Below are 19,987 nucleotides of genomic sequence, written 5' to 3' on the forward strand. Positions count from 1 at the left end.
CGCGGGCCGATCAGGCCTCGGCGGCCTCGAGGCTCTGCTCGTATTCCTTGAGGAAGCGCTCGATGCTCGGCCCGGCCGACATCAGGTCGGCCCGGATGGCCGTCACGGCGGCGGCCGGGTCGCGGCGCGCGAGCGCGTCGAGCAGCGCATCGTGCTGGCCGTAGCCCTGGTCGTACGAACCGTCGGACTTCTCGTAGAAGGCGCGCAGGATCGGGCCCATCGAGGCCCACATGTTCTCGATCATCGACAAGAGCCGCGGCAGGCCGCAATGCTCATAGACGCCGAAATGGAACTCGCGGTTGTAGCGCAGCTGGTTCTCGGGATGGTGCGCCGCCTCGGCCTGCGCAAATTTCTTGTTGATCCGCACCAGCTCCGCCACGTCCTTGTCGCTGACCTTGAGCGCGGCCTGCTCGACCGCCGCGCTCTCGAGCGCCACGCGCACCGTGCGGATCTCGATGTAGCGCTCCAGGCTCAGCGGCGGCACGATGATCTGCTTGGCCGTCTCCATCTCGAGCGCATGCTCGCTGACCAGCCGCAGCAGCGCCTCGCGCACCGGCGTGTCGCTGGTGCCGAACATCTGCGCCGCCTCGCTGATGCGGATCCGGTCGCTGGGCATGAAGCGCCCGGCAATCAGCGATTCGCGCATCTCCGAGTACACGCGCGCGGCGAGGTTGGTCTTGTCGATGGGTTTGATCTTGGGTTTCACGGGTTCTTTTCAGGCGGGTCGCGCGAAAACGAGCATATCGCGGGATTGCCATCCCAGAGCGACGTCCGCGCCCACCACGGTATCGCTGGGCAGCGTGCCGTGGCCGAGCTTGGCCACGATCTGGTCGCCGTTGCGCAGCCGCGCGATCAGCCGCGTGTGGTCGCCCAGGTAGACCAGGTCGACCACCTCGGCGCTGACCTGCACGCCCTGGCCGTCGGCCAGCCGCACGCACTCGGGCCGCACCAGCGCGCAGCCCGCGCCCGCCGGATGCGCCGCCTGTCCCTGGCCGGCCTCGGGCAGCGGGATCCGCAGGCCGTCGCGCAGCTGCAGCACGCCCGCGGCCTCGATCGTGCCGTCGAGGCGGTTGTTCTCGCCGATGAAGGTGGCGATGTAGTCGGTGGCGGGCGCGTCGTAGATGGTGCGCGGCGGCGCCAGCTGCTCGATGCGGCCGTCGTGGAAGACCGCGACCCGGTCGGACATCGTCAGGGCCTCGCCCTGGTCGTGCGTGACGTAGACCACCGTCACGCCCAGCTCGCGGTGGATCTGCTTGATCTCGTACTGCATGTGCTCGCGCAGGTTCTTGTCGAGCGCGCCGAGCGGCTCGTCCATCAGCACCAGCTCGGGGTCGAACACCAGCGCGCGCGCCAGCGCCACGCGCTGCTGCTGGCCGCCCGAGAGCTGGCCCGGCTTGCGCTCGGCCATGCCCGCGAGCCGCACCAGCTGCATCGCGCGGTCGACCTTGTCGCGCAGCGCCTGCCCCGAGATGCCGCGCATCTTCAGCGGATAGGCCAGGTTCTGCGCCACGCTCATGTGAGGGAACAGGGCGTAGTTCTGGAACACCATGCCGATGCCGCGCTTGTGCGGCGGCACGTCCTGGATCGGCCGGCCGTCCATGAGGATGCGCCCGCGCGTCGGGTTCTCGAAGCCGGCCAGCATCATCAGCGTGGTGGTCTTGCCCGAGCCCGAGGCGCCCAGCAGCGTGAGGAATTCGCCGCGGCGGATCGCCAGGTTCAGGTCGGGGATGACGAGGTGCTCGCCGTCGTAGCTCTTCTGGACGCCGATCAACTCGATCAGCGGACGTTCCGTCGTGGTGTTCACGCTGCCTCCTTTCGCGCTGCGGCGGGTGCCTTCCAGGGATCGCGCGCGGCCACCTCGTCGAGCGCGGCGCCGAGGGTGCGCGCCATCCATTCGACCTGGGCCTCGTCGAGCACGTAGGGCGGGCTCAGCGCGATCACGTCGCCCATGTTGCGCACGATCAGGCCGCGCTCGCGCGTGGCCTGCTCGACCTGGGCGCCCACGCCCTGCGCGGGATCGAAGGCCTCGCGCGTGTCGCGGTTGCGCACCAGCTCGATGCCCGCGATGAAGCCCTTGCCGCGGATCTCGCCGACCAGCGGATGCGCGGCCAGCGGCGCCAGGCTCGCGTGCAGCCGCTCGCCGAGGCGCCGGGCATGGGCCGGCAGGTCCATCTGCTCGTAGATCGACAGCGCCTCGAGCGCCACGGCCGCGCCCAGCGGATGGCCGGAGTAGGTGAAGCCGTGGCCGAAACCGCCGGTGCGGCCGCTCTCGGCCTCGATGACCTCGTAGACCCGGGGCGCCACCACCACGCAGGAGATCGGCGCGTAGCCGGCCGACAGCCCCTTGGCGCAGGCCATCATGTCGGGCTCGAAGCCGAAGGACTGCGCGCCGAACCATTCGCCGGTGCGGCCGAAGCCGCAGATGATCTCGTCGGACAGCATCAGGATGCCGTGGCGCCGCAGCACCGCCTGCACGCGCGGGAAGTAGCCCTCGGGCGGCACCAGCACGCCGCCGGCGCCGATGATCGGCTCGGCGATGAAGGCCGCGATGGTGCCGGCGCCCTCGCGCTCGATGGTCTGCTCGAGGTCGGCCACCAGCCGGTCGACGAAGGCCGCGTCGCTCTCGCCGGGCAGGGCGTGGCGGTAGGCGGAGGGGCATTCGAGCCGGACGATGCCGGGGATCGGCAGGCCGAAGGCGGCATGCATGTTCGGCAGGCCCGAGAGGCTCGCGCCCATCACCGTCGAACCATGGAAGCCGCGCTGGCGCGCCAGGATCTTGCGGCGCGCCGGCTCGCCGCGCGCGATGTGGAAGTTCCAGGCCAGCTTCACCATGCTGTCGTTGGCCTCCGAACCCGAGGTGGCGAAGAACACGCGTGCATCGCGCATCGGCGCCAGCGCCGCGACCTTGGCCGCGAGCAGCGAGGCGACGTCGGTCGAGCGGTGGTTGAAGGTGTGGTAGTAGGGCAGCCGGCGCATCTGGCGCAGCGCGGCGTCCACCAGCCGCGACTCGGAGAAACCCAGCGAGGCGCACCACAGGCCGGCCATGCCCTCGAGGTAGCACTGGCCGTGCTCGTCGAACACGTAGGCGCCTTCGCCGCGCACCATCACGAGCGGGCCGCGGCTGCGGTGGGTCTGGAGGTTGGTCTGGGAATGCAGGTGGTGTGCCGTGTCGGCCTTGCCGACGGCGCTTTGGCGCGCCGTGTCCGGGGAGAGGGTTTCGATGTCGGTCATGGTCTGGGTTTGGATGCAGGATATATCCTATATGACGAATCGAAACGGTGCAAGCCGATGGCTGGCGGCGCGAAAACGCTGGATAGAGGGGGGCGGCGGGCACGCGAAGGCCCATGCGCAGCGCGCCCGGGCCGAAGGTGACCGGGCGGAGGGAATACCAAAGGATGAAGGGGTTCGGCGCTCGCGCCCTCAGCGGTGGAGGGCGTTCGTCAGGGAAAAGATGGCGCCAGGAAGCTGCCGGACAAAGCTGTGCACCGCACAAACTTTAAGCAGACTGTTGTTTCCCCTTTGAAAACAACAGCTTAGATCGCTTTTACAACGCAGTACCTGAGTTATCCACAAAGTTGCCCACGGAAAATGGGGAGCACTTGGACATCATCAGCTCGCGCGCGGAGAAGGCGCGGCGCAGGTGGGGCCGCGGCAGCGCGAAGGTCGGGCGGTCGCGCTCCTCGATCCAGTGCGAGCCCGCGCCATAGACCGCGTTCTGTACCTCGCACACGATGCGCGCCTCGCGCCGGGCCGCGGCCGTGGCCGGCACCCACATGCCGCCATCGTGGTGCTCGTCGTCCTCGTGGTGGCGCACATCCCAGCGCCAATGGACGCGGATCTGGGCGGTCTCCACACCCGGAAAGATCTCGGCGATGAAATTGTTAAAAATCATTAACTGCATGCTAGGCAGGCCCGGCGGAGGCACAAGGGCCGCCGACGAAACCTGCCTTCAAGGCTGTGCAGTTTTCCTCACTTTTTGACACATTTTTGTTCCGTGTCACGTTTCGTTTGTTCCCGAGGGAACGTAACGCCCGTAACGCCGGCAGCCCCGAAGGGCGGTGAGGCGCCCGGATTCAGGCGTCGAATGCCAGCCGCAGACCTGTTCGCGTATCGAACAGGTGGACCTTGCGCACGTCGGGCACGAAGCCGACCCGGTCGTCGACCCGGGCCTGGGTGCGCTCGCGCAGCACGCAGTTCAGCCGCAGCGTCTCGCCGATGCCGAGCACCACGTGCGTTTCGGGCCCGGTCGGCTCGATCGACCGCACCACGGCCGAAGCTTCGCCCGCGCCGCCACTACTTCCCCCCAGCGCGATGTCCTCGGGCCGCACGCCGTAGGTGCAGTCCTGGCCGGCCCAGCGCCGTGCCGCCTCGGGCAGCGTCAGCACCAGGCCTTCGGGGGCGCGCAGCACCGGCGCGCCGCCGTCGGGCGATTCGACCCGGCCCGGCACGAAGTTCATGGCCGGCGAGCCGATGAAGCCCGCCACGAAGACATTGCGCGGCCGGTCGTAGAGCTCGAGCGCTTCGCCCATCTGCTCGACCACGCCGTCGCGCATCACCACGATGCGGTCGGCCATGGTCATGGCCTCGATCTGGTCGTGCGTGACGTAGACCATGGTGGTGCCGAGCCGGCGGTGCAGCGCCTTGATCTCGGCGCGCATCTGCACGCGCAGCTTGGCGTCGAGGTTCGACAGCGGCTCGTCGAACAGGAACACCTGCGGATCGCGCACGATGGCGCGGCCCATGGCCACGCGCTGGCGCTGGCCCCCCGAGAGCTGCTTCGGAAAGCGCTGCATCAGCGGCTCGAGCCCGAGGATCGCGGCCGCGTTGGCCAGCCGGCGCTCGATCTCGGCCCTGGGTTCGTTGCGCATCTTCATCGCGAAGCCCATGTTGTCGGCCACCGTCATATGGGGATAGAGCGCGTAGTTCTGGAACACCATCGCGATGTCGCGCTCCTTGGCCGGCAGGTGGTTCACCAGCCGCTCGCCGATCCGGATCTCGCCCGCGCTCACGCGCTCGAGCCCCGAGATCATGCGCAGCAGGGTCGACTTGCCGCAGCCCGAGGGTCCGACCAGCACGACGAACTCGCCGTCGGCCATCGGGATGCTGACCTCCTTGATGACGGCCGTGTCCCCGAAGGACTTGCTGACCTTGTCGATCTGGATCGCTGCCATGGCGCGCTCAGGCCTTCGCTTGCGCCGCGCGCCATGCCTCGTAGGCGCGGCGGCTCTCGTCCGAGGGCGGGTAGAGGCCGAAGGTGGAAGCGCCCTGGTCGACCTGGCGCGTGACGTAGTCCTCGAACTCGGTCATCTGCGCGGCCTCCTCGGCCACCTCGTCGACCAGGTGCGGCGGGATCACGATCACGCCCTCGGCGTCGCCCACGATGACGTCGCCCGGGTAGACCGGCACGCCACCGCAGCCGATGGGCACGTCGATGTCCATCGCATGGTGCTTGGTGAGGTTGGTCGGTGCGGCCGGCTGGCGGCAGTACACCGGGAAGTCGAGTTCGCGCAGCTCGGGCGTGTCGCGAAAGCCGCCGTCGGTGACCGCGCCCGCGGCGCCGCGCCGCAGCATGCGCGTGATCAGGATGGCTCCGGCCGAGGCCGCGCTGGCGTCGCCGCGGCTGTCGATCATCAGCACGTGGCCCGGCGGGATGGTCTCGACCACCTTGCGCTGGGCGTTCTCGCGGTCGGCGAACACGCCCAGGTGGTCGAGGTCCTCGCGCGCCGGGATGTAGCGCAGCGTGGTCGCCAGGCCCACCATGCGCGCGGCGCGCCGGTTCAGCGGCAGCGCGCCCTGCACCACGGCATTGCGCAGGCCGCGCTTGAACAGCGCGGTCGACAGGGTGGCGATGCTGATGCCGCGCAGTTGCGCCGCGCGCTCGGGGCTGAGGGTCGGGGTCGTGGAGGTGGTCATGGATGAAGGCCTGGAAAAGTGGATCTGCGCGGTGGATCAGGCGTTGCCGATCGGCTGCGCGAAGGCGAGGCGGTTGCGCTCGCGCGCCTGCTGCAGCCGCGGGTGCGCGAGCAGGGTGCGCAGCAGCGCCTGGTCGGCGTCTGACAGCTCGGGCCGCGCGGCCGCGTCGACGCTGGCCGACAGCTGCTCGGGCGTGCCCGCGCCGACGATCAGGCCGTCGACGCCGGGCTGCGCCAGCGTCCAGCGGATGGCGGCGCGCGCCACCGCGGCGCGGTCGTCGATGCCGGCGGCCGCGGCGATGCGGAACAGCTCGCCCTTCATGAAGACCTCGCGCACCACCACGCGCACGCCCATGGCCTGCGCGGCGGGAATCAGCCGCTCGAGGGCGCCGTCGTCGGCCAGGTTGAAGTTGAGGTTCAGCGAGGCGAAGGCGCCGGTCTCGAGCAGCGCGAGGTAGGTGGCCGCGCCCGAGAAGCTGTCGGCCGCGGCGCAACGTATCAGCCCTTCGCGCTGGAGCGCGCGCACCGCTTGCGCGAGCTTGGCGGGAAAGGCGCGGTCCTGTTCGATGGCGTCCTTCAGGATGCCGAGATTGAGGATGTCGATGCACTCGCGGCCCATCAGCGCGAGGATGCGCAGCACCTCTTCGCGCAGCTGGCCCGGCGCGACCATCCGGCGGTTGCCGGGGTCGTAGCCGTAGACCATGCCTTCGGGCCGGGTCTGCACCACGGCCGCTCCGGGCGGCGGCAGCTCGCGCAGGTTGCGGCCCAGCGCTTCCTTCTCCGAGTCCATGGTCACGTCGAAACTGTCGATGCCCAGCGCGTAGGCGCGCTCGAGCACCGAGCGGCGCAGCGGCCCGCCGAAGCTCGGGAACAGGTGGCCGGGCGTGACCGCGAGGCGCAGGTCCTCGTTGAAGGCGCGCGAGCGGCCGTCGGGCAGGTACTCGTGCCCACCGAGCACGATGCGCGAGAGCCGTACGCCGCTGGCGCCCAGCGTGAAGTGGTCCATCGGCCTCATCCCTTCACGGCCGAGCCGGCCGAACTCTTGACCAGGTAGCGCTGCAGGAACACATAGGCCCCGGCGGGAATGGCGCAGCCGATGACGGTGGCGGCCATGATGTCGGACCACAGCACGCGGAACTGGCCCACCAGGTTGGTGATGCCCAGCGTCATCGTCTGCTTGCTGGGCTCGCTGATCAGGCACAGCGCCCACAGCAGGTCGCCCCAGGCGAGCAGGAAGGCGAACACCATGGTCGCCACCAGCCCGGGCAGGATGTTCGGCAGGATGCAGTGCCACAGGCATTGCAGGCGCGAGGCGCCGTCGATCTCGGCGGCCTGGTCGATCTCCAGCGGCACGCTGTCGATGTAGCCCTTGAGCATCCAGACCGAGAACGGCAGGGTCAGCGTGGTCTGCGCGAGGATCAGTCCGAGGTGGGTGTTGTAGAGCCCCGCGAAGGACATCATCTTGAAGTAGGGCCCGACCAGCAGCACGCCCGGGATCACCTGGCTCGCGAGGAACATCACCATCATGGTGTCGCGCCCGCGGAAGCGGAAGCGCGAGAAGCCGTAGGCGCAGAACACGCCGATGGTGGCCGAGAGCAGGGCGGTGGCGCCGGACACCTGCAGGCTGTTGAGGAAGTAGCGCACCAGCCCCTCCTGCCCCCAGATGCGCGCATAGGCATCGACCGTGAAGGACTGCGGCAGGATCGTGGCGGGAAAGCTCGTGACCTCGATGTCGGTCTTGAACGAGGACGACACCATCCAGAAGAAGGGCAGCAGGTTGTAGAGCGCCATCGCGGCCAGCGCCGCGTAGAGGCCGAGCCAGCGCGCGAAGCCGCCGCCGCTCTCGTCGTGGCTGCGCATCACTTGTCCTCCTTGAGCGTGAGCCGCACGTAGGGCACCGCGAGCACCATCAGGATCGCCGCGAGCACCACCGCGATCGACGAGGCATAGGCGGTGTCGAAGAACTGGAAGTAGTTCTTGTAGACCTGCAGCGAGAGGTTCTGCGTGGCGTAGCCGGGGCCGCCGCCGGTCATGCCGTAGACCATGCCGAACAGCCGGCATTCCCAGATCGCGTCGAGCACCACGGCCAGCAGGATCATGGTGCGCAGGTTGGGCAGCGTGATGTGGCGGAACTTCTTCCAGGCGCCGGCGCCGTCGATCTCGGCCGCCTCGTACTGGTCGCGCGGTATCGCCTGCAGGCCGGCCAGCAGGATCAGCATCACGTAGGGATAGCCGCGCCAGGTCTCGGCCACGATCACCGACAGCAGCGACAGCGAGGGGTCGCCGAGCCAGTCGATCGGGCCGGGCAGGTCGAGCCGCTGCATCACGGCGTTGATGCCGCCGGTGAGCGTGTCGAAGATGAAGCGGAAGATCAGCCCGCCGATCACGTCGGGCATGGTCCACGGCAGGATCGCGATCACGCGGAACAGCCAGCGCGCCTTCATGTCGAGGTTGAGCAGCATCGCCACGCCCAGCCCGAGCACGAGGTGCAGGCTCACGACGGTACCGACGAACAGCGCGGTGTTGAACAGGGTGCGCGCGAACTCGGCATCGCCCAGCAGCCGCCGGTAGGCGCCCAGGCCCATCGGCGCGCTGCCGCCGGCGCCGAAGCTCTGGAACACCGAGGCGATGGCCGGGAACCCCAGGATCACCACCATCAGCACCACGGCGGGCATGACAAAGGCATAGCCCGCGCCGCGGGACTCGTCGGACATCGTCGCCTCCTTCGCTTGAACGCCCGGGGGCTTACTGCTTGAGCAGCGCTTCGATCTGCTGGTGGGCGTCGGCCAGCGCCTGCTCGCGCGGCTTCGAACCCGCCACCGCGGCCTGCAGGTTCTGGCGGAAGATCTCCAGCGCCTGCGGCCACTTCGGCGTCTGCGGCAGGAAGGCGCCATGCGCGATCTCGGCCGCGACGATGCGCGCCGATTCGCTGTTGGCGATCTTGTCGTAGCCCTCGTTCACGCTCTTGCGCGACGACAGCATGTTGTTGTCGTCGAACCATTTCTTCATGCTCGCGCTGTCGGTCAGGTACTTCGCGAGCTTCCAGGCTTCCTCGGGATGCTTGCTGTTCTTGCCGACGAAGATCGACTTCTGGAACAGCGTGGTGCGCACCTGCTTGCTGCTGCCGGCCGGCTGCGGCATCGGCGCCATCGCCAGCACGTTCCAGCCGTCGAGCTGCGGGTTCATCGCGCTGACCTCGGGGTAGCTCCAGGTGGTGCCGATCTTCATCGCCACGGTGCGGTTGGCCAGCAGCCGGCGCGAGCCGTTGGCGTCGACCTGCGCGGCCCCGGGCGGCACCGACTTGTCGACCAGGATCAGGTCGACGATGAAGTTGAAGGCGGCCTTGGCCTCGGGCGTGTCGAGCGTCGAATGCTGGCCGTCGGGCGTGATGAAGTCGGCGCCGAAGCCGCGCAGGATCGACGACACGCGCAGGTCGAAGCCGGCCGGCGCGAGCACCACCGAGAAGCCCCAGCGGTCGATCGCCGAGCCACCGGTCGACGAGCGCGTGAGCTTCTTCGCGGCGGCGCGGAACTCGTCCCAGGTCTTGGGCGGCCCGGCCACGCCGGCCTCTGCGAACAGCTTCTTGTTGTAGACCAGGGTCATCGCGACGGTGTTCATCGGGATGCCCCAGGTCTTGCCGGTGACGGTGACCGGCAGCAGCGAGTTCGGATAGAAGTCGGCCAGGAAGCTGCCGCCTTCCTTCTGGATGTAGGGCGTGAGGTCGCGCACCCAGCCCTCGGCGATGTACTGGCGCACCGGGTTGGCGTCGAGCGCGAACACGTCGGGGCCTTCGCCCGCGCGGATCGCGGTGCTGTACTTCACGTCGCGCTGCGCCAGCGGCACCGGCTCGCGCTTGACCTTGATGCCGGGGTTGGCCTTCTCGAAGGCGTCGATCACGCCGTTGAGCGACTTGCCCCAGACGTCCTGCGCGAGCTGCCAGTCCGAATAGGTGATCGTGACATCGGCATGCGCCGACATGGCCGCGGCCATGCCCGCACCCGCCACCATGGCCCGCAGCAGATGCGCGGCCCGCAGGGATAGCTTCATTTCTTGTCTCCGGTTTCCGAGGTTGTCGCTCATGACGCCTTCTTTATGGCGTTCTGGGATACTAGTATACCAGTTGAGCCGGATCAAGTTCTTTCGCGATCGGCCGGCCCATAATCGGCCGCGATCCCACTTTCCGAACAAGATGAATGCGCCTTTGCTGAAGCCCGCGCTGAAGATGCCGCCGCGCGAGAGCACCAGCCAGCAGGTCTACGAACTGCTGCGCACCGCCATCGTCAATGCCACGCTGGCGCCGGGCCGCGCGATCTCGGAGATCGAGATGGCGAACCAGCTCGAGGTGAGCCGCACGCCGGTGCGCGAATCGTTCCGCCGGCTGGCCGCCGAAGGCTTTCTCAAGGTGGTGCCGCAGGTGGGCACCGTGGTCTCGAAGATGAGCCGACGCGAGCTGATGGACGCGCTGTTCATCCGCGAGTCGATCGAATGCGCGGCCGCGCGCCTGGCCGTGAAGGCCCCGCTCGAGGAGCGCGAGGCGCTGCACCGGCTGATGCTGCGCCAGCGCGCGGCCGTCGACCGCGGCGACATCGAGGAGGGCCTGAACAAGGACGAGGACCTGCACCGCGGGCTGATCGACCTGTCGGGCCATCCGCGCGCCTGGGAGCCGGTGCGCCAGGCGCGCGCGCACATGGAACGCGTGCGCCGCATGGCGATTCCCGAGCTGCAGAGCAACATCAAGGCCGCCGAGCAGCACGAGCGCATCGCCGCGGCGCTGGTGGCGGCCGATACCGAACTGCTGGTGAGGGAGCTGCAGGCGCACATCCGGCTGATCGAGGGGTTCATCGAGGGTATCTCGGCGCGGTATCCGGATTACTTCGAGGACTGAAGCGCACAAATGAAGCGCGCAAAAAAACACCCGCCGAAGCGGGTGCATCCCTTGCGGGCCCAGAGGGAGGTTCTTCTTGCTCTTCTTGGCACCCTGGTGCGTGACAGCGACGCCATGTTCGATGCGAAGCCGTAAGAGACGCGTCAGCCTTTGGGAGGCAGCGCGTGTAGGCCATTGCAAGAATCGTGAAGAATTGCTCAGAATTCTTCATATGGGATGCCAAAAAGCCCGCCCTCCCATAGAAATGTCGGTGTCGTCTGACGTGAGATGACTGTTTCAGGCTCGAACATCCTTGTGTCTGGCCGTTCCTCCCTCGGCTGGGCGCCTAGTGTGTGACAGCAACTTAGGCTTCGCGCCCGGCCTCGTGCCGGGCGCTTTTCTTTGTGCCGCCCGATCCGGCTCCGAGTCCACGTAAAGCTTGTGTGAAACCATGCCAATAAGAATCATTCTTATTAAAATGATTTCAATAGTGTTACAGCCGAGGATCAGGCATGGACAAGTTCATGGCACGTGCCGAGTGCGAATGGCTCGCACAGTTTTTTCCGGATCCGGGGACGGACACCGCGCCAGCACCGCCGAGCCAGAGCGGGAACGCCCCTCCCAAGCAAGAGGCCGCCACAAGCCGCGCGCCCTGGCATCGGGCGATCCGGTCGTCGGTCGCGCGCGTGCTGCGCCCTGGCGCGCCCAAGGCCGGCGCCTGAGCCGATGCCGGCCTGGCGCTGAATTCAGCGCCGGCGCAAGGCCCGGCTCAGATGCGGATCCGCTTCCTCGTCGTCGGGCGCATCCGCCCCTAGGCTGACTTCCACCGTATGGAGGTGGCTGCGCAGCAGCGCCAGCGCTTCCTCGGTCGAGCCGCTTTCGATCAGGGCGATCAATTGCGCATGCTCGTCCTGCAGGCATTCGGTGTGCTTGTCGTATTCGTGCTGGTAGAGCAGCAGGATCAGCGCGATCCGCCCAACCAACTGATCGAGCGTCTGCGCGAGCAGGTCGTTGCCCGCGAGCCGCGCGAGCAGCACGTGGAATCCCGCGCCGAGCCGGCGCACTTCCTCCATGTCGTTGCCCACGCGCGCCGCGCGCTCCTGCTTGACGTGCGCGCGCAGCGCCGCCAAATCCTTCCTGGTGTGGGCCTGCGACAGCTTCTCCAGTGAGTGGCGCTCGATCGCCCAGCGCAGATCGAAGGTGTCGCGCGCTTCCTTTGGCGTGGGCTTGGCCACCGAGGCGATCTTGCCCGGCGTGAGGTCCACCAGCCCCTCGCGCGCCAGGCTCTGGAGCGCCTGGCGCACCACCGTACGGCTCACGCCGTAGAGCTTGCCCAGGCTCACTTCGCGCAGCTGCGTGCCCGGCAGCAGGCGGTGGGCGGCGACGGCTTCCCGGATGCTGTCGCTGATCTCTTCGTTCTTGGTAGACATGGTCCGGGATTGTAATTAGACTGAATCGGTATACCGATATAGAGTACTGACTCGGAATTCAGACTGCCCCACCCACCCTCGAGGACAACGCCCCATGATCGAATTTCGCCCGGCTGTCGCAGCCTTCGCGGCCTTCTTCTGCGCCACAACCGCGTTCGCGGCCGAGCCGCTCCAGATCGGCTTCGTCTATCAAAGCCCCGTGTCCGACGTCGGCTGGGTGGCCGTGCACGAAAGCGCGCGCAAGCAGCTCGAGAAGGAATTCGGCAACCGCATCAAGACCCAGGTGGTGCAGGACGTGAAGGCCGGCCCCGACGGCGCGCGCGTGATCCGCGAGCTGGTCGGCGACGGGGCAGGGCTGATGGTGCTCGGCAGCTTCGGCTACATGAACGACGGCCTGAAGGCGGCCGCCGAGAACCCCAAGGTCAACTTCGTCCACGCCAGCGGCTTCAGGCAGGCCGCCAACTTCGGCACCTACAACGCGCGCTGGTACGAGGCCGCCTATGTGGCCGGCCTGGTGGCAGGCAAGGTCACGAAGTCGAACAAGCTCGGCTACGTCGGCGCGCTGCCGATCCCCGACGTGGTCTCGACCATCAATGCCTTCGCGCTCGGCGCGCAGAAGAGCAACCCGGCCGCCAAGGTCTCGGTGGTGTGGGTCAACGAGTGGTTCAACCCCGGCAGCGAGCGCGACGCCGCCAACACGCTGATGCAGCAGGGCGCCGACGTGATCGGCTCCGGCTTCCAGGACAACCCCGCCGTGCTGCAGGCGGCCGAGGCCAAGGGCGTCTGGTCGATCGGCATGTTCTCCGACCATCGCAAGTCCGCGCCGCAGAAGCTGCTGACCTCGCTCACGCACGACTGGACGCCCTACCTGCGCCAGGCCGTGCAGGACACGCTCGACGGCAAGTTCAAGGGCACGGCCTATGCCGCGACCCTGGCCAACGGCGGCGTGAACCTCGCGGACTGGAACACCGGCGTGCCGGCCGATGTGGTCCAGATGGCAAAGCAGGCGCGCGCCGACATCGTGGCCGGCAAGCTCAAGGTCTTCGCCGGCCCGCTCAAGGACAACACGGGCAAGCAGCGCGCGGCGCCGGGCGCCGCGCTGTCCGATGCCGAGGTCGCCGGCATGAACTGGTTCGCCGAGGGCATCCAGGGCGCGATCCCGCGCTGAGGCCCGGCCATGAACCAGACCGCAGACGCGACGGCGGCGAGTTCCGCCGACTGGTTTCCCGTGGAGTTCTCGCGCAACCTGCTGCCGGGGCAGGTGCTGCAGTCCACGCTGCTCGGCCATGAACTGGCCCTGTGGCGATCGGCCTCGGGCGCGATGGAAGTGTGGGAGAACCGCTGCCCGCACCGCAGCGTGCGGCTCAGCCTCGGCTTCGTCGTCGGGGAAACGCTGGTCTGCCGCTACCACGGCTGGCGCTACGGCCGCGACGGCCACTGCGTGTCGGTGCCCTCGTCGCCGAAGAACGCGAGCCCGCCGGCCGCCTGCGCGCGCACCTACCTCAGCCGCGAGAGCGACGGCATCGTCTGGGCCAGCCTCGCGCGCATGCCGGCCGGCTATCCGCCGCGCCTTGGCGACGACCTCGTGCCGTCGCGCAGCTTCACGGTCGACCTCGATGCCGACACCTTCGCGCTGCAGGCCGAACGCGCGGGCTGGTTGCAAGGGCAGAGCACTTGCGTCTGGCAAGAAGGTGCATCGGCCCTGCTGATCCAGCCGCTGATGCCCGGCACCTCGATCGTCCACCTGCTCGTCGCGCGGAGTGCATCGAGCCTCGACAAGCAACGGGCCATCGAAAGCATCAAGACGCACATCGCCCGATGGACGGCCGAGGCCCGCGCACCGAGGGAGACCGAACATGCCTGACGCCATCGATCCCGCGATCGCGGCCGACTGGCTCGCCATCGGCGACAGCCTCGGCCTCGCGCCCGGCACGAGCCGGCGAGCCCGACTGCTGGGCCACGACCTGCACGTGCGCCGCCAGCCCGACGGCGCGCTCGAGGCCTGGTTCGAGGCCGAGCCCACGAGGCCTTGCCACGCCACCGACCACTGCGGCTTCATCCTGCTGTGCCTCAGCGACGAACCCGGGCCGCTGTTCGAACTGGCGGCCTTCGCGAACCCCGCGCGCCGCTTCCTCTACATGGGCGGCTTCGGCATCCACAGCGGTCCGCTGCGGGTGGTGGAGAACTTCCTCGACATGGCGCATTTCCCCTTCGTCCATGCCCACATCCTGGGCTCGGAGGAAGCGACCGAAGTGCGCGGCTACGAGGTCGAGCTCGATGCCCGCCAGGAGCTCTGGGCCCGCGACTGCAAGTTCATCCAGCCGCTGGCCTCGGCGGATGCGAAGGGCGGGGCGGACGTCGACTACGTCTACCGTGTCGTCAACCCTTTCTCGCCGATGCTCTACAAGCATCCGGCGGGCCGTTCGGCCGAGCTCGCCGACATCATCTTCCTGTTCATCCAGCCCACCGACGAAGAGCGCTGCATCGCGCACTTCGCGATCAGCTTGTTCGATGCCGAAAGCTCGAGCGGCGAGATCATGGCCTTCCAGCAGAACATCCTCGGGCAGGACAAGCCGATCCTCGAGAACCACGTCCACAAGAAGCTGCCGCTGGATCCGCGCATCGAGGTGCCTTCGCGCGCCGATGCGGCCTCGAGCACCTTTCGCCGCTGGCTGCGCGACATCCATCTGCGCTGGGGCATCGAAGCGCAGAGCACCGAGCCGCGGCCGCGGCTCAGCGTGGAGGTCTCGGCCAAGCGAACCGTGGCGCAGGACATCGTCGAGTTCAAGCTGCGCTCGCCGCGGCGCGGCCCTTTGCCGAGCGCCACCGCGGGCTCGCACCTCGACGTGCACCTGCCGAACGGCCAGATCCGCCAGTACTCGGTCTGCGGCCAGGACGACGAGGGCTACACGATCGCCGTCAAGCGCGAGGCCGATTCGCGTGGCGGTTCCATCGCCTTGCACGAGTCGGTGCAGGCCGGCATGCAACTGGAGATCGGACTGCCCAAGAACAACTTCCGGCTCGACCCGCGCATCGAACACGCGGTGCTGATCGCGGGCGGCATCGGCATCACGCCGATCCTCGCGATGGCGCGCGATCTCGTGGCAAGAGGAAAGCGGCCGGCTCTGCACTACTTCTGCCGCTCGGTCGAGCATGCGGCGTACCGTGCCGAGCTCGAGGCACTGTTGGGCATGAACCTGCATCTGCACCTGGGCCTGTCGCCGCAGCAGACCGAAGACCAGGTGCGACAGATGCTGGTAACGGGCAGTGATGCGCATGCCTTCGCCTGCGGGCCCGCACCGCTGATGCAATGCATCGAGCGCGTCGCGGCAGAACTCCATTGGCCCGCCGAGCGCGTGCACTTCGAATACTTCCGACGCACCACGCCCGTCGAGGCCACCGGCCCCGCATTCACCGTCGAACTCGCGCGCAGCGGCCGCCGCGTGCAGGTCGCGAGCGACACCACCATCGTCGAAGCACTGCGCGCGATCGACATCCACCTCGACACCAGCTGCGAGCAAGGCGTGTGCGGCACCTGCCTGTGCACCGTCATCGACGGCGAGCCCGATCACCGCGACCAGTACCTGAGCGCGGGCGAGAAGGCGTCCCACATGCAGATGCTGCCCTGCGTCTCGCGGTCGCGCTCGGCAACGTTGGTGCTCGACCTTTGAGGGCGCGCGATGATCAAGCTCTACAACGAACAGCTGTCCGGCAACTGCTACAAGCTGCGGCTCTTCATGGCCTTGCTCGGCATCGCCCATGAGCGCGTGCCGGTCAACTTCCATCCCGGGCGCGAACACAAGCAGGCCGAATTCCTCGCGCTCAATCCCTTCGGCCAGTTGCCCGTGATCGACGACGACGGCTTCGTGCTGCGCGACGCGCAGGCCATCCTCGTCTACCTCGCGAGCTGCCACGACAGCGCCGGCACCTGGTTTCCCGCCGATCCGAAGCGCCGTGCCCAGGTCATGCTGTGGCTCACCGTGGCCGAGGACATCACGCGCAGTGCCTCGGCCGCGCGCCTGCACGATGCCTTCGGCTACGACTTCGACGCACCGTCCTGCCGCGCGGCCGCGCACAAGCTGTTCGCGCACATCGAAGACCACCTGGGCGACCGCGAGGCCGCGGACGAGGGCTGGCTGGTCGGCGCCACGCCCACGCTCGCCGACATCGCCTGCTTCCCCTACATCGCGCTCGCGCCCGAGGGCGGCATCGCGCTGACGCGCTATCCCGCGCTCAGGCGCTGGATCGCGCGCGTCAAGTCGATCCCGGGCTTCATCGGCATGCCCGGCATCTTCGCGCTCGGCATCGACGCCGAAGCCACCTGATGCGTCGCGGGATGCCCCGCTGATTCGCCTCAAAAAACCTCATCCCGGTCGATTGGTCCGGGTCGCCGCGTCCCTTAACCTCGGTCGCGAGGCAGCAAAGCACTGCCTCGTTCAGCACCCAGGACAGGAGACAAGCCATGACCCCAACGAGCGCGACCGCCGCGCCGGCCGCCGATGCCCGCGGCTTCGAACCCGACGCGCCGATCCGCTGCCGCGACTTCCGCATCGGTGCCATCGGCGCCGGCTTCATCATGGCGGACGTGCAGCTCGCGGCCTACCGCGAGGCCGGTTTCCCCGTGGTGGCGATCGCCTCGCGCACCCGTTCCAAGGCGGCCGATGTGGCGCAGCGCTGGAACATCCCCACGGTGCACGACACGCCCGAGGCGCTGATCCGCGATCCGCAGGTTCAGATCGTCGACATCGCCTTTCCGCCCGACCGCCAGCCCGAACTGATCCGCCTCGCGCTCGCGCAGCCGCACGTGAAGGCGGTGCTCGCGCAGAAGCCGCTGGCGCTCGATCTCGACACGGCGCGCGCGCTGGCCGAGGAGGCGCGCGCGGCCGGCAAACCGCTGTCGGTGAACCAGAACATGCGCTTCGACCAGTCGATGCGCGTGCTCAAGCAGCTGCTCGACCGCGGCGAGCTCGGCACGCCGGTGCTCGCCACCATCGAGATGCGCGCCATCCCGCACTGGCAGGAGTTCCTGCGCGGCTACGGCCGCCTCACGCTGGCCAACATGAGCGTGCATCACCTCGACGTGCTGCGCTTCCTGTTCGGCGAGCCCGAGGACATCTACACCGCCGCGCGCCCCGATCCGCGCACCGGCTTCGAACACAGCGACGGCATCGTCTGCTCGACCCTGCGCTTTCGCAGCGGCGTGATGGCGCTCAGCATGGAGGACGTCTGGACCGGCCCGCACGGCGAGGGCTTCGATGCCGGCATCTTCATCAAGTGGCGCGTCGAGGGCACCGAGGGCGTGGCCGAAGGAACGATCGGCTGGCCCGACTATCCCGAAGGCAGCCCGAGCACGCTGCGCTACAGCTCGCGCCACGGCACGGGCGGCCAATGGATCGCACCGAGCTGGTCCACGCGCTGGTTCCCGCAGGCCTTCGCCGGCGTGATGGAACAGCTGCAATGGGCGCTCGCCCAGGGCGAGGCGCCGCTGCTCGACGTCGCCGACAACGTGAAGACCATGGCGCTGGTCGAGGCCGGCTACCGCTCGCTCGCCGAGCGGCGCGCCGTGCCGCTGGCCGAGTTCGGTGTCTGAGCCGCGCGCTTTCCCCGCATCCCCACCCACAACCCATCGGAGACAACCCATGATCCAAGTCGGCATCTTCAGCGGCTACTTCCCCTATGCCCTCGAGGAGTCCGCGCGCCGCATCAAGGCGCAGGGCTTCAACACCGTGCAGCTCGATCTCGCGTTCAAGGACATCGACTTCTCCACGCCCGAGGCCATCACGCGCGAGAAGTGCCACCGCGTGCGCGACACCTTCCGCCGCCACGACCTGCCGATCAGCTGCGTGTCGGCGTACACGAACATCGTCCACCCCGACGCCGGCGAGCGCAAGCGCCGCAACGACTACCTCAAGGCCACCTTGCGCCATGCGCGCGACTGCGGCACGCCCTACGTGATCAGCGAGACCGGCACCGTCAACCCCGACAGCGACTGGTCCTCGCATCCCGACAACAAGAGCGAGCGCGCCTACGCCGACTGCGTGAAGGTGGTGCGCGAGCTCGCGCAGGAGGCGCACGACCACGGCGCGGTGTTCCTGGTCGAGACCTACGTCAACAACATCATCGGCTCGGTCGAGGAGACGCTGCGCCTGTTCGCCGACGTCAATCATCCGGGCCTGGGCCTGCTGATGGACCCGACGAACTACTTCGAGAGCCACAACATCGACCGCATGGACCAGGTGCTGAACCAGATGTTCGACGCGCTCGGCGACAAGGTCCGCATCGCGCATGCCAAGGACGTGAAGCGCGCCGCGGGCGACGACAAGAGCGAGAAGTTCGCCGACATCGATGCCTCCGAAGCGCACCAGTTCCGCGGCGTGGGCGAGATCGAGCTGCCGGCGCCGGGCCTGGGCGCGCTGAACTACGACCTCTACCTCAAGCGGCTCGCGCAGCACCATCCCAACATCCCGATCATCATCGAGCACCTCGACGAATCGGACGTACCGCGCGCCAAGCGCTTCCTCGACGACAAGCTGCTGGAGGCCGGCGCGTGATCCAGCTCCACGGCCGCCACTGGACCCGGCGCGAGCTGCGCGAACACGCGGGCACGCTCGCGCAGTTCGCGGGCGTGCGACTGGTGACGCTGGGCGACGGCGTGGAACGCGGCATCCGCTGCCTCGAGTTCCGCACCGGCACCGGCTTCGCGTTCCAGGTGCTGGTCGACCGCGCGATGGACGTGGGCGCCTGCGAATACCGCGGCGCCGCCATCGGCTGGCAATCGCCCACGGGCTTCCGGCATCCGGGGCTGCACGAGAACGCGGACGAGGGCGGCCTCGGCTGGCTGCGTTCCTTCTCGGGCCTGCTCGTGACCTGCGGCCTCGACCACACGCTGTTCATGGACAGCGACCCGGCCGGCCACTACCACTACACGCCGCGCAAGAGCGTCGACAGCGGCCTGCACGGCCGCATCGCGAACATTCCCGCGCGGCTCACGGGCTACGGCGAGCGCTGGGAGGGCGACGACTGCATCCTCTGGTGCGAGGGCGTGGTGCAGCAGTCGGCAGTGTTCGGCGAGGACCTGCACCTGGTGCGGCGCATCGAGGCGCGCGTGGGCGAGCACGGCTTCACGCTGCACGACCGCGTGGTCAACCACGGCTTCTACCGCACGCCGCACATGTTCTGCTACCACATCAACGCCGGCCATCCGGTGCTCGACGAGGGCAGCCGCTACATCGCGCCGATCCGCCATACGCCCTGGGCCGCGCATGCCGATGCATTGCGCCGGCAATCGGTGGGCTACCGCACGCAGCCCGGACCGCAGGCGGACTTCCACGAGCAGGTCTACGAGCACGCGATGGCGGCCGATGCGCAGGGGCGCATCCCGGTCGCGCTGGTCAACGAGGGCTTCGACGGCGGCCGTGGCATCGGCCTCGCGGTCGAGGTCAACCGCGACGAGTTCCCGTGCCAGTTCCAGTGGCAGAACTACCAGCGCGGCCAGTACGCGATGGGCATCGAGCCGAGCACCAACCACGTGCTGGGCAAGCCCTTCGCGCGCGAACGCGGCGAGCTGATCTGGCTCGAGCATGGCGACGAGCGCCGCTACACCACGCGCTTCTCGGTGCTCGACGGGCGCGGCGAGATCGCGGCCTTCGAGGAGCGCGTGCGCGCCATCTGTGCACAGCCCGCCGACGAGTACCCGGTCATCACCGGCCGCTGGGACTGAGGCGCGAAGATGGGCGAGCCGGTGCGGACATCGCGGCAGGGCGTCTCGTTGCGCGGAATAC

The 19,987-nt window shown here is 68.5% G+C and carries 19 protein-coding genes; 8 read left to right on the plus strand and 11 right to left on the minus strand.

The genetic code is table 11. From position 1 onward, the window contains the following. Window positions 1-10: 10 nt before the first annotated feature. The 10 genes from R0232_RS34645 to R0232_RS34690 form a co-directional block, all read right to left on the minus strand. Window positions 11-706, minus strand: coding sequence for a GntR family transcriptional regulator (locus R0232_RS34645; protein ID WP_057590058.1), 696 nt, complete (start codon window positions 704-706; stop codon window positions 11-13). Between the two features lie 9 nt (window positions 707-715). Further along, window positions 716-1,804 (minus strand): ABC transporter ATP-binding protein, encoded by a 1,089-nt coding sequence (locus R0232_RS34650; protein ID WP_431513832.1) that lies wholly within the window; start codon window positions 1,802-1,804, stop codon window positions 716-718. Further along, a complete protein-coding gene (locus tag R0232_RS34655) occupies window positions 1,801-3,231 on the minus strand; it encodes an aminotransferase (protein WP_431513833.1) in 1,431 nt (476 codons plus the stop codon). Before R0232_RS34655 ends, R0232_RS34650 begins: the two co-directional genes overlap by 4 nt. A 313-nt stretch (window positions 3,232-3,544) precedes the next feature. Then, window positions 3,545-3,901, minus strand: a complete 357-nt coding sequence (locus R0232_RS34660) for a hypothetical protein (protein ID WP_296783416.1) — start codon at window positions 3,899-3,901, stop codon at window positions 3,545-3,547. A gap of 172 nt (window positions 3,902-4,073) precedes the next feature. Then, window positions 4,074-5,171: an ABC transporter ATP-binding protein gene (locus R0232_RS34665; RefSeq protein ID WP_431513834.1), complete on the minus strand. Its 1,098-nt coding sequence runs from the start codon at window positions 5,169-5,171 to the stop codon at window positions 4,074-4,076. 7 nt (window positions 5,172-5,178) lie between these two features. Further along, the gene (locus R0232_RS34670; RefSeq protein ID WP_093345656.1) at window positions 5,179-5,913 is read right to left on the minus strand and encodes a ribonuclease activity regulator RraA; all 735 of its coding nucleotides are present in this window, start codon (window positions 5,911-5,913) and stop codon (window positions 5,179-5,181) included. Between the two features lie 36 nt (window positions 5,914-5,949). Beyond that, on the minus strand, window positions 5,950-6,918 hold the full coding sequence (locus R0232_RS34675) for an aldo/keto reductase (RefSeq protein ID WP_431513835.1): 969 nt from the start codon (window positions 6,916-6,918) through the stop codon (window positions 5,950-5,952). Window positions 6,919-6,923: 5 nt separating this feature from the next. Next, entirely contained in the window at window positions 6,924-7,772 is an 849-nt protein-coding gene (locus R0232_RS34680; protein WP_208513549.1) for a carbohydrate ABC transporter permease, read from the minus strand. After that, on the minus strand, window positions 7,772-8,626 hold the full coding sequence (locus R0232_RS34685; RefSeq protein ID WP_208513550.1) for a carbohydrate ABC transporter permease: 855 nt from the start codon (window positions 8,624-8,626) through the stop codon (window positions 7,772-7,774). Before R0232_RS34685 ends, R0232_RS34680 begins: the two co-directional genes overlap by 1 nt. Before the next feature lie 31 nt (window positions 8,627-8,657). Next, on the minus strand, window positions 8,658-9,959 hold the full coding sequence (locus tag R0232_RS34690) for an ABC transporter substrate-binding protein (RefSeq protein ID WP_431513836.1): 1,302 nt from the start codon (window positions 9,957-9,959) through the stop codon (window positions 8,658-8,660). Window positions 9,960-10,101: 142 nt separating this feature from the next. On the opposite strand from R0232_RS34690, the gene R0232_RS34695 reads away from it, so the two are divergent. Further along, entirely contained in the window at window positions 10,102-10,797 is a 696-nt protein-coding gene (locus R0232_RS34695) for a GntR family transcriptional regulator (protein ID WP_208513552.1), read from the plus strand. A 725-nt stretch (window positions 10,798-11,522) separates the two neighbouring features. Here R0232_RS34695 and R0232_RS34700 read toward each other — a convergent pair. Beyond that, a complete protein-coding gene (locus tag R0232_RS34700; RefSeq protein ID WP_057590053.1) occupies window positions 11,523-12,206 on the minus strand; it encodes a GntR family transcriptional regulator in 684 nt (227 codons plus the stop codon). A 94-nt stretch (window positions 12,207-12,300) separates the two neighbouring features. Here R0232_RS34700 and R0232_RS34705 point away from each other — a divergent pair, with 94 nt between their 5' ends. From R0232_RS34705 to R0232_RS34735, 7 genes are all read left to right on the plus strand, one after another. Continuing rightward, on the plus strand, window positions 12,301-13,374 hold the full coding sequence (locus R0232_RS34705; protein WP_431513837.1) for a BMP family ABC transporter substrate-binding protein: 1,074 nt from the start codon (window positions 12,301-12,303) through the stop codon (window positions 13,372-13,374). 9 nt (window positions 13,375-13,383) lie between these two features. Further along, entirely contained in the window at window positions 13,384-14,070 is a 687-nt protein-coding gene (locus tag R0232_RS34710) for a Rieske 2Fe-2S domain-containing protein (protein WP_431513838.1), read from the plus strand. Next, window positions 14,063-15,877 carry a 2Fe-2S iron-sulfur cluster-binding protein gene (locus tag R0232_RS34715; RefSeq protein WP_431513839.1) on the plus strand — a complete coding sequence of 605 codons (1,815 nt, stop codon included), beginning with the start codon at window positions 14,063-14,065 and terminating at the stop codon, window positions 15,875-15,877. Before R0232_RS34710 ends, R0232_RS34715 begins: the two co-directional genes overlap by 8 nt. A 9-nt stretch (window positions 15,878-15,886) precedes the next feature. Continuing rightward, a complete protein-coding gene (locus R0232_RS34720; protein ID WP_431513840.1) occupies window positions 15,887-16,531 on the plus strand; it encodes a glutathione S-transferase family protein in 645 nt (214 codons plus the stop codon). A 137-nt stretch (window positions 16,532-16,668) separates the two neighbouring features. Further along, window positions 16,669-17,796: a Gfo/Idh/MocA family protein gene (locus R0232_RS34725; RefSeq protein ID WP_431513841.1), complete on the plus strand. Its 1,128-nt coding sequence runs from the start codon at window positions 16,669-16,671 to the stop codon at window positions 17,794-17,796. 49 nt (window positions 17,797-17,845) lie between these two features. Then, window positions 17,846-18,757 (plus strand): sugar phosphate isomerase/epimerase family protein, encoded by a 912-nt coding sequence (locus R0232_RS34730; RefSeq protein ID WP_431513842.1) that lies wholly within the window; start codon window positions 17,846-17,848, stop codon window positions 18,755-18,757. Then, on the plus strand, window positions 18,754-19,926 hold the full coding sequence (locus R0232_RS34735; RefSeq protein ID WP_431513843.1) for an aldose 1-epimerase family protein: 1,173 nt from the start codon (window positions 18,754-18,756) through the stop codon (window positions 19,924-19,926). Before R0232_RS34730 ends, R0232_RS34735 begins: the two co-directional genes overlap by 4 nt. Window positions 19,927-19,987: the final 61 nt, after the last annotated feature.

It is taken from the genome of Variovorax sp. DAIF25 (genome assembly GCF_050711835.1).
GTDB lineage: Bacteria > Pseudomonadota > Gammaproteobacteria > Burkholderiales > Burkholderiaceae_C > Variovorax.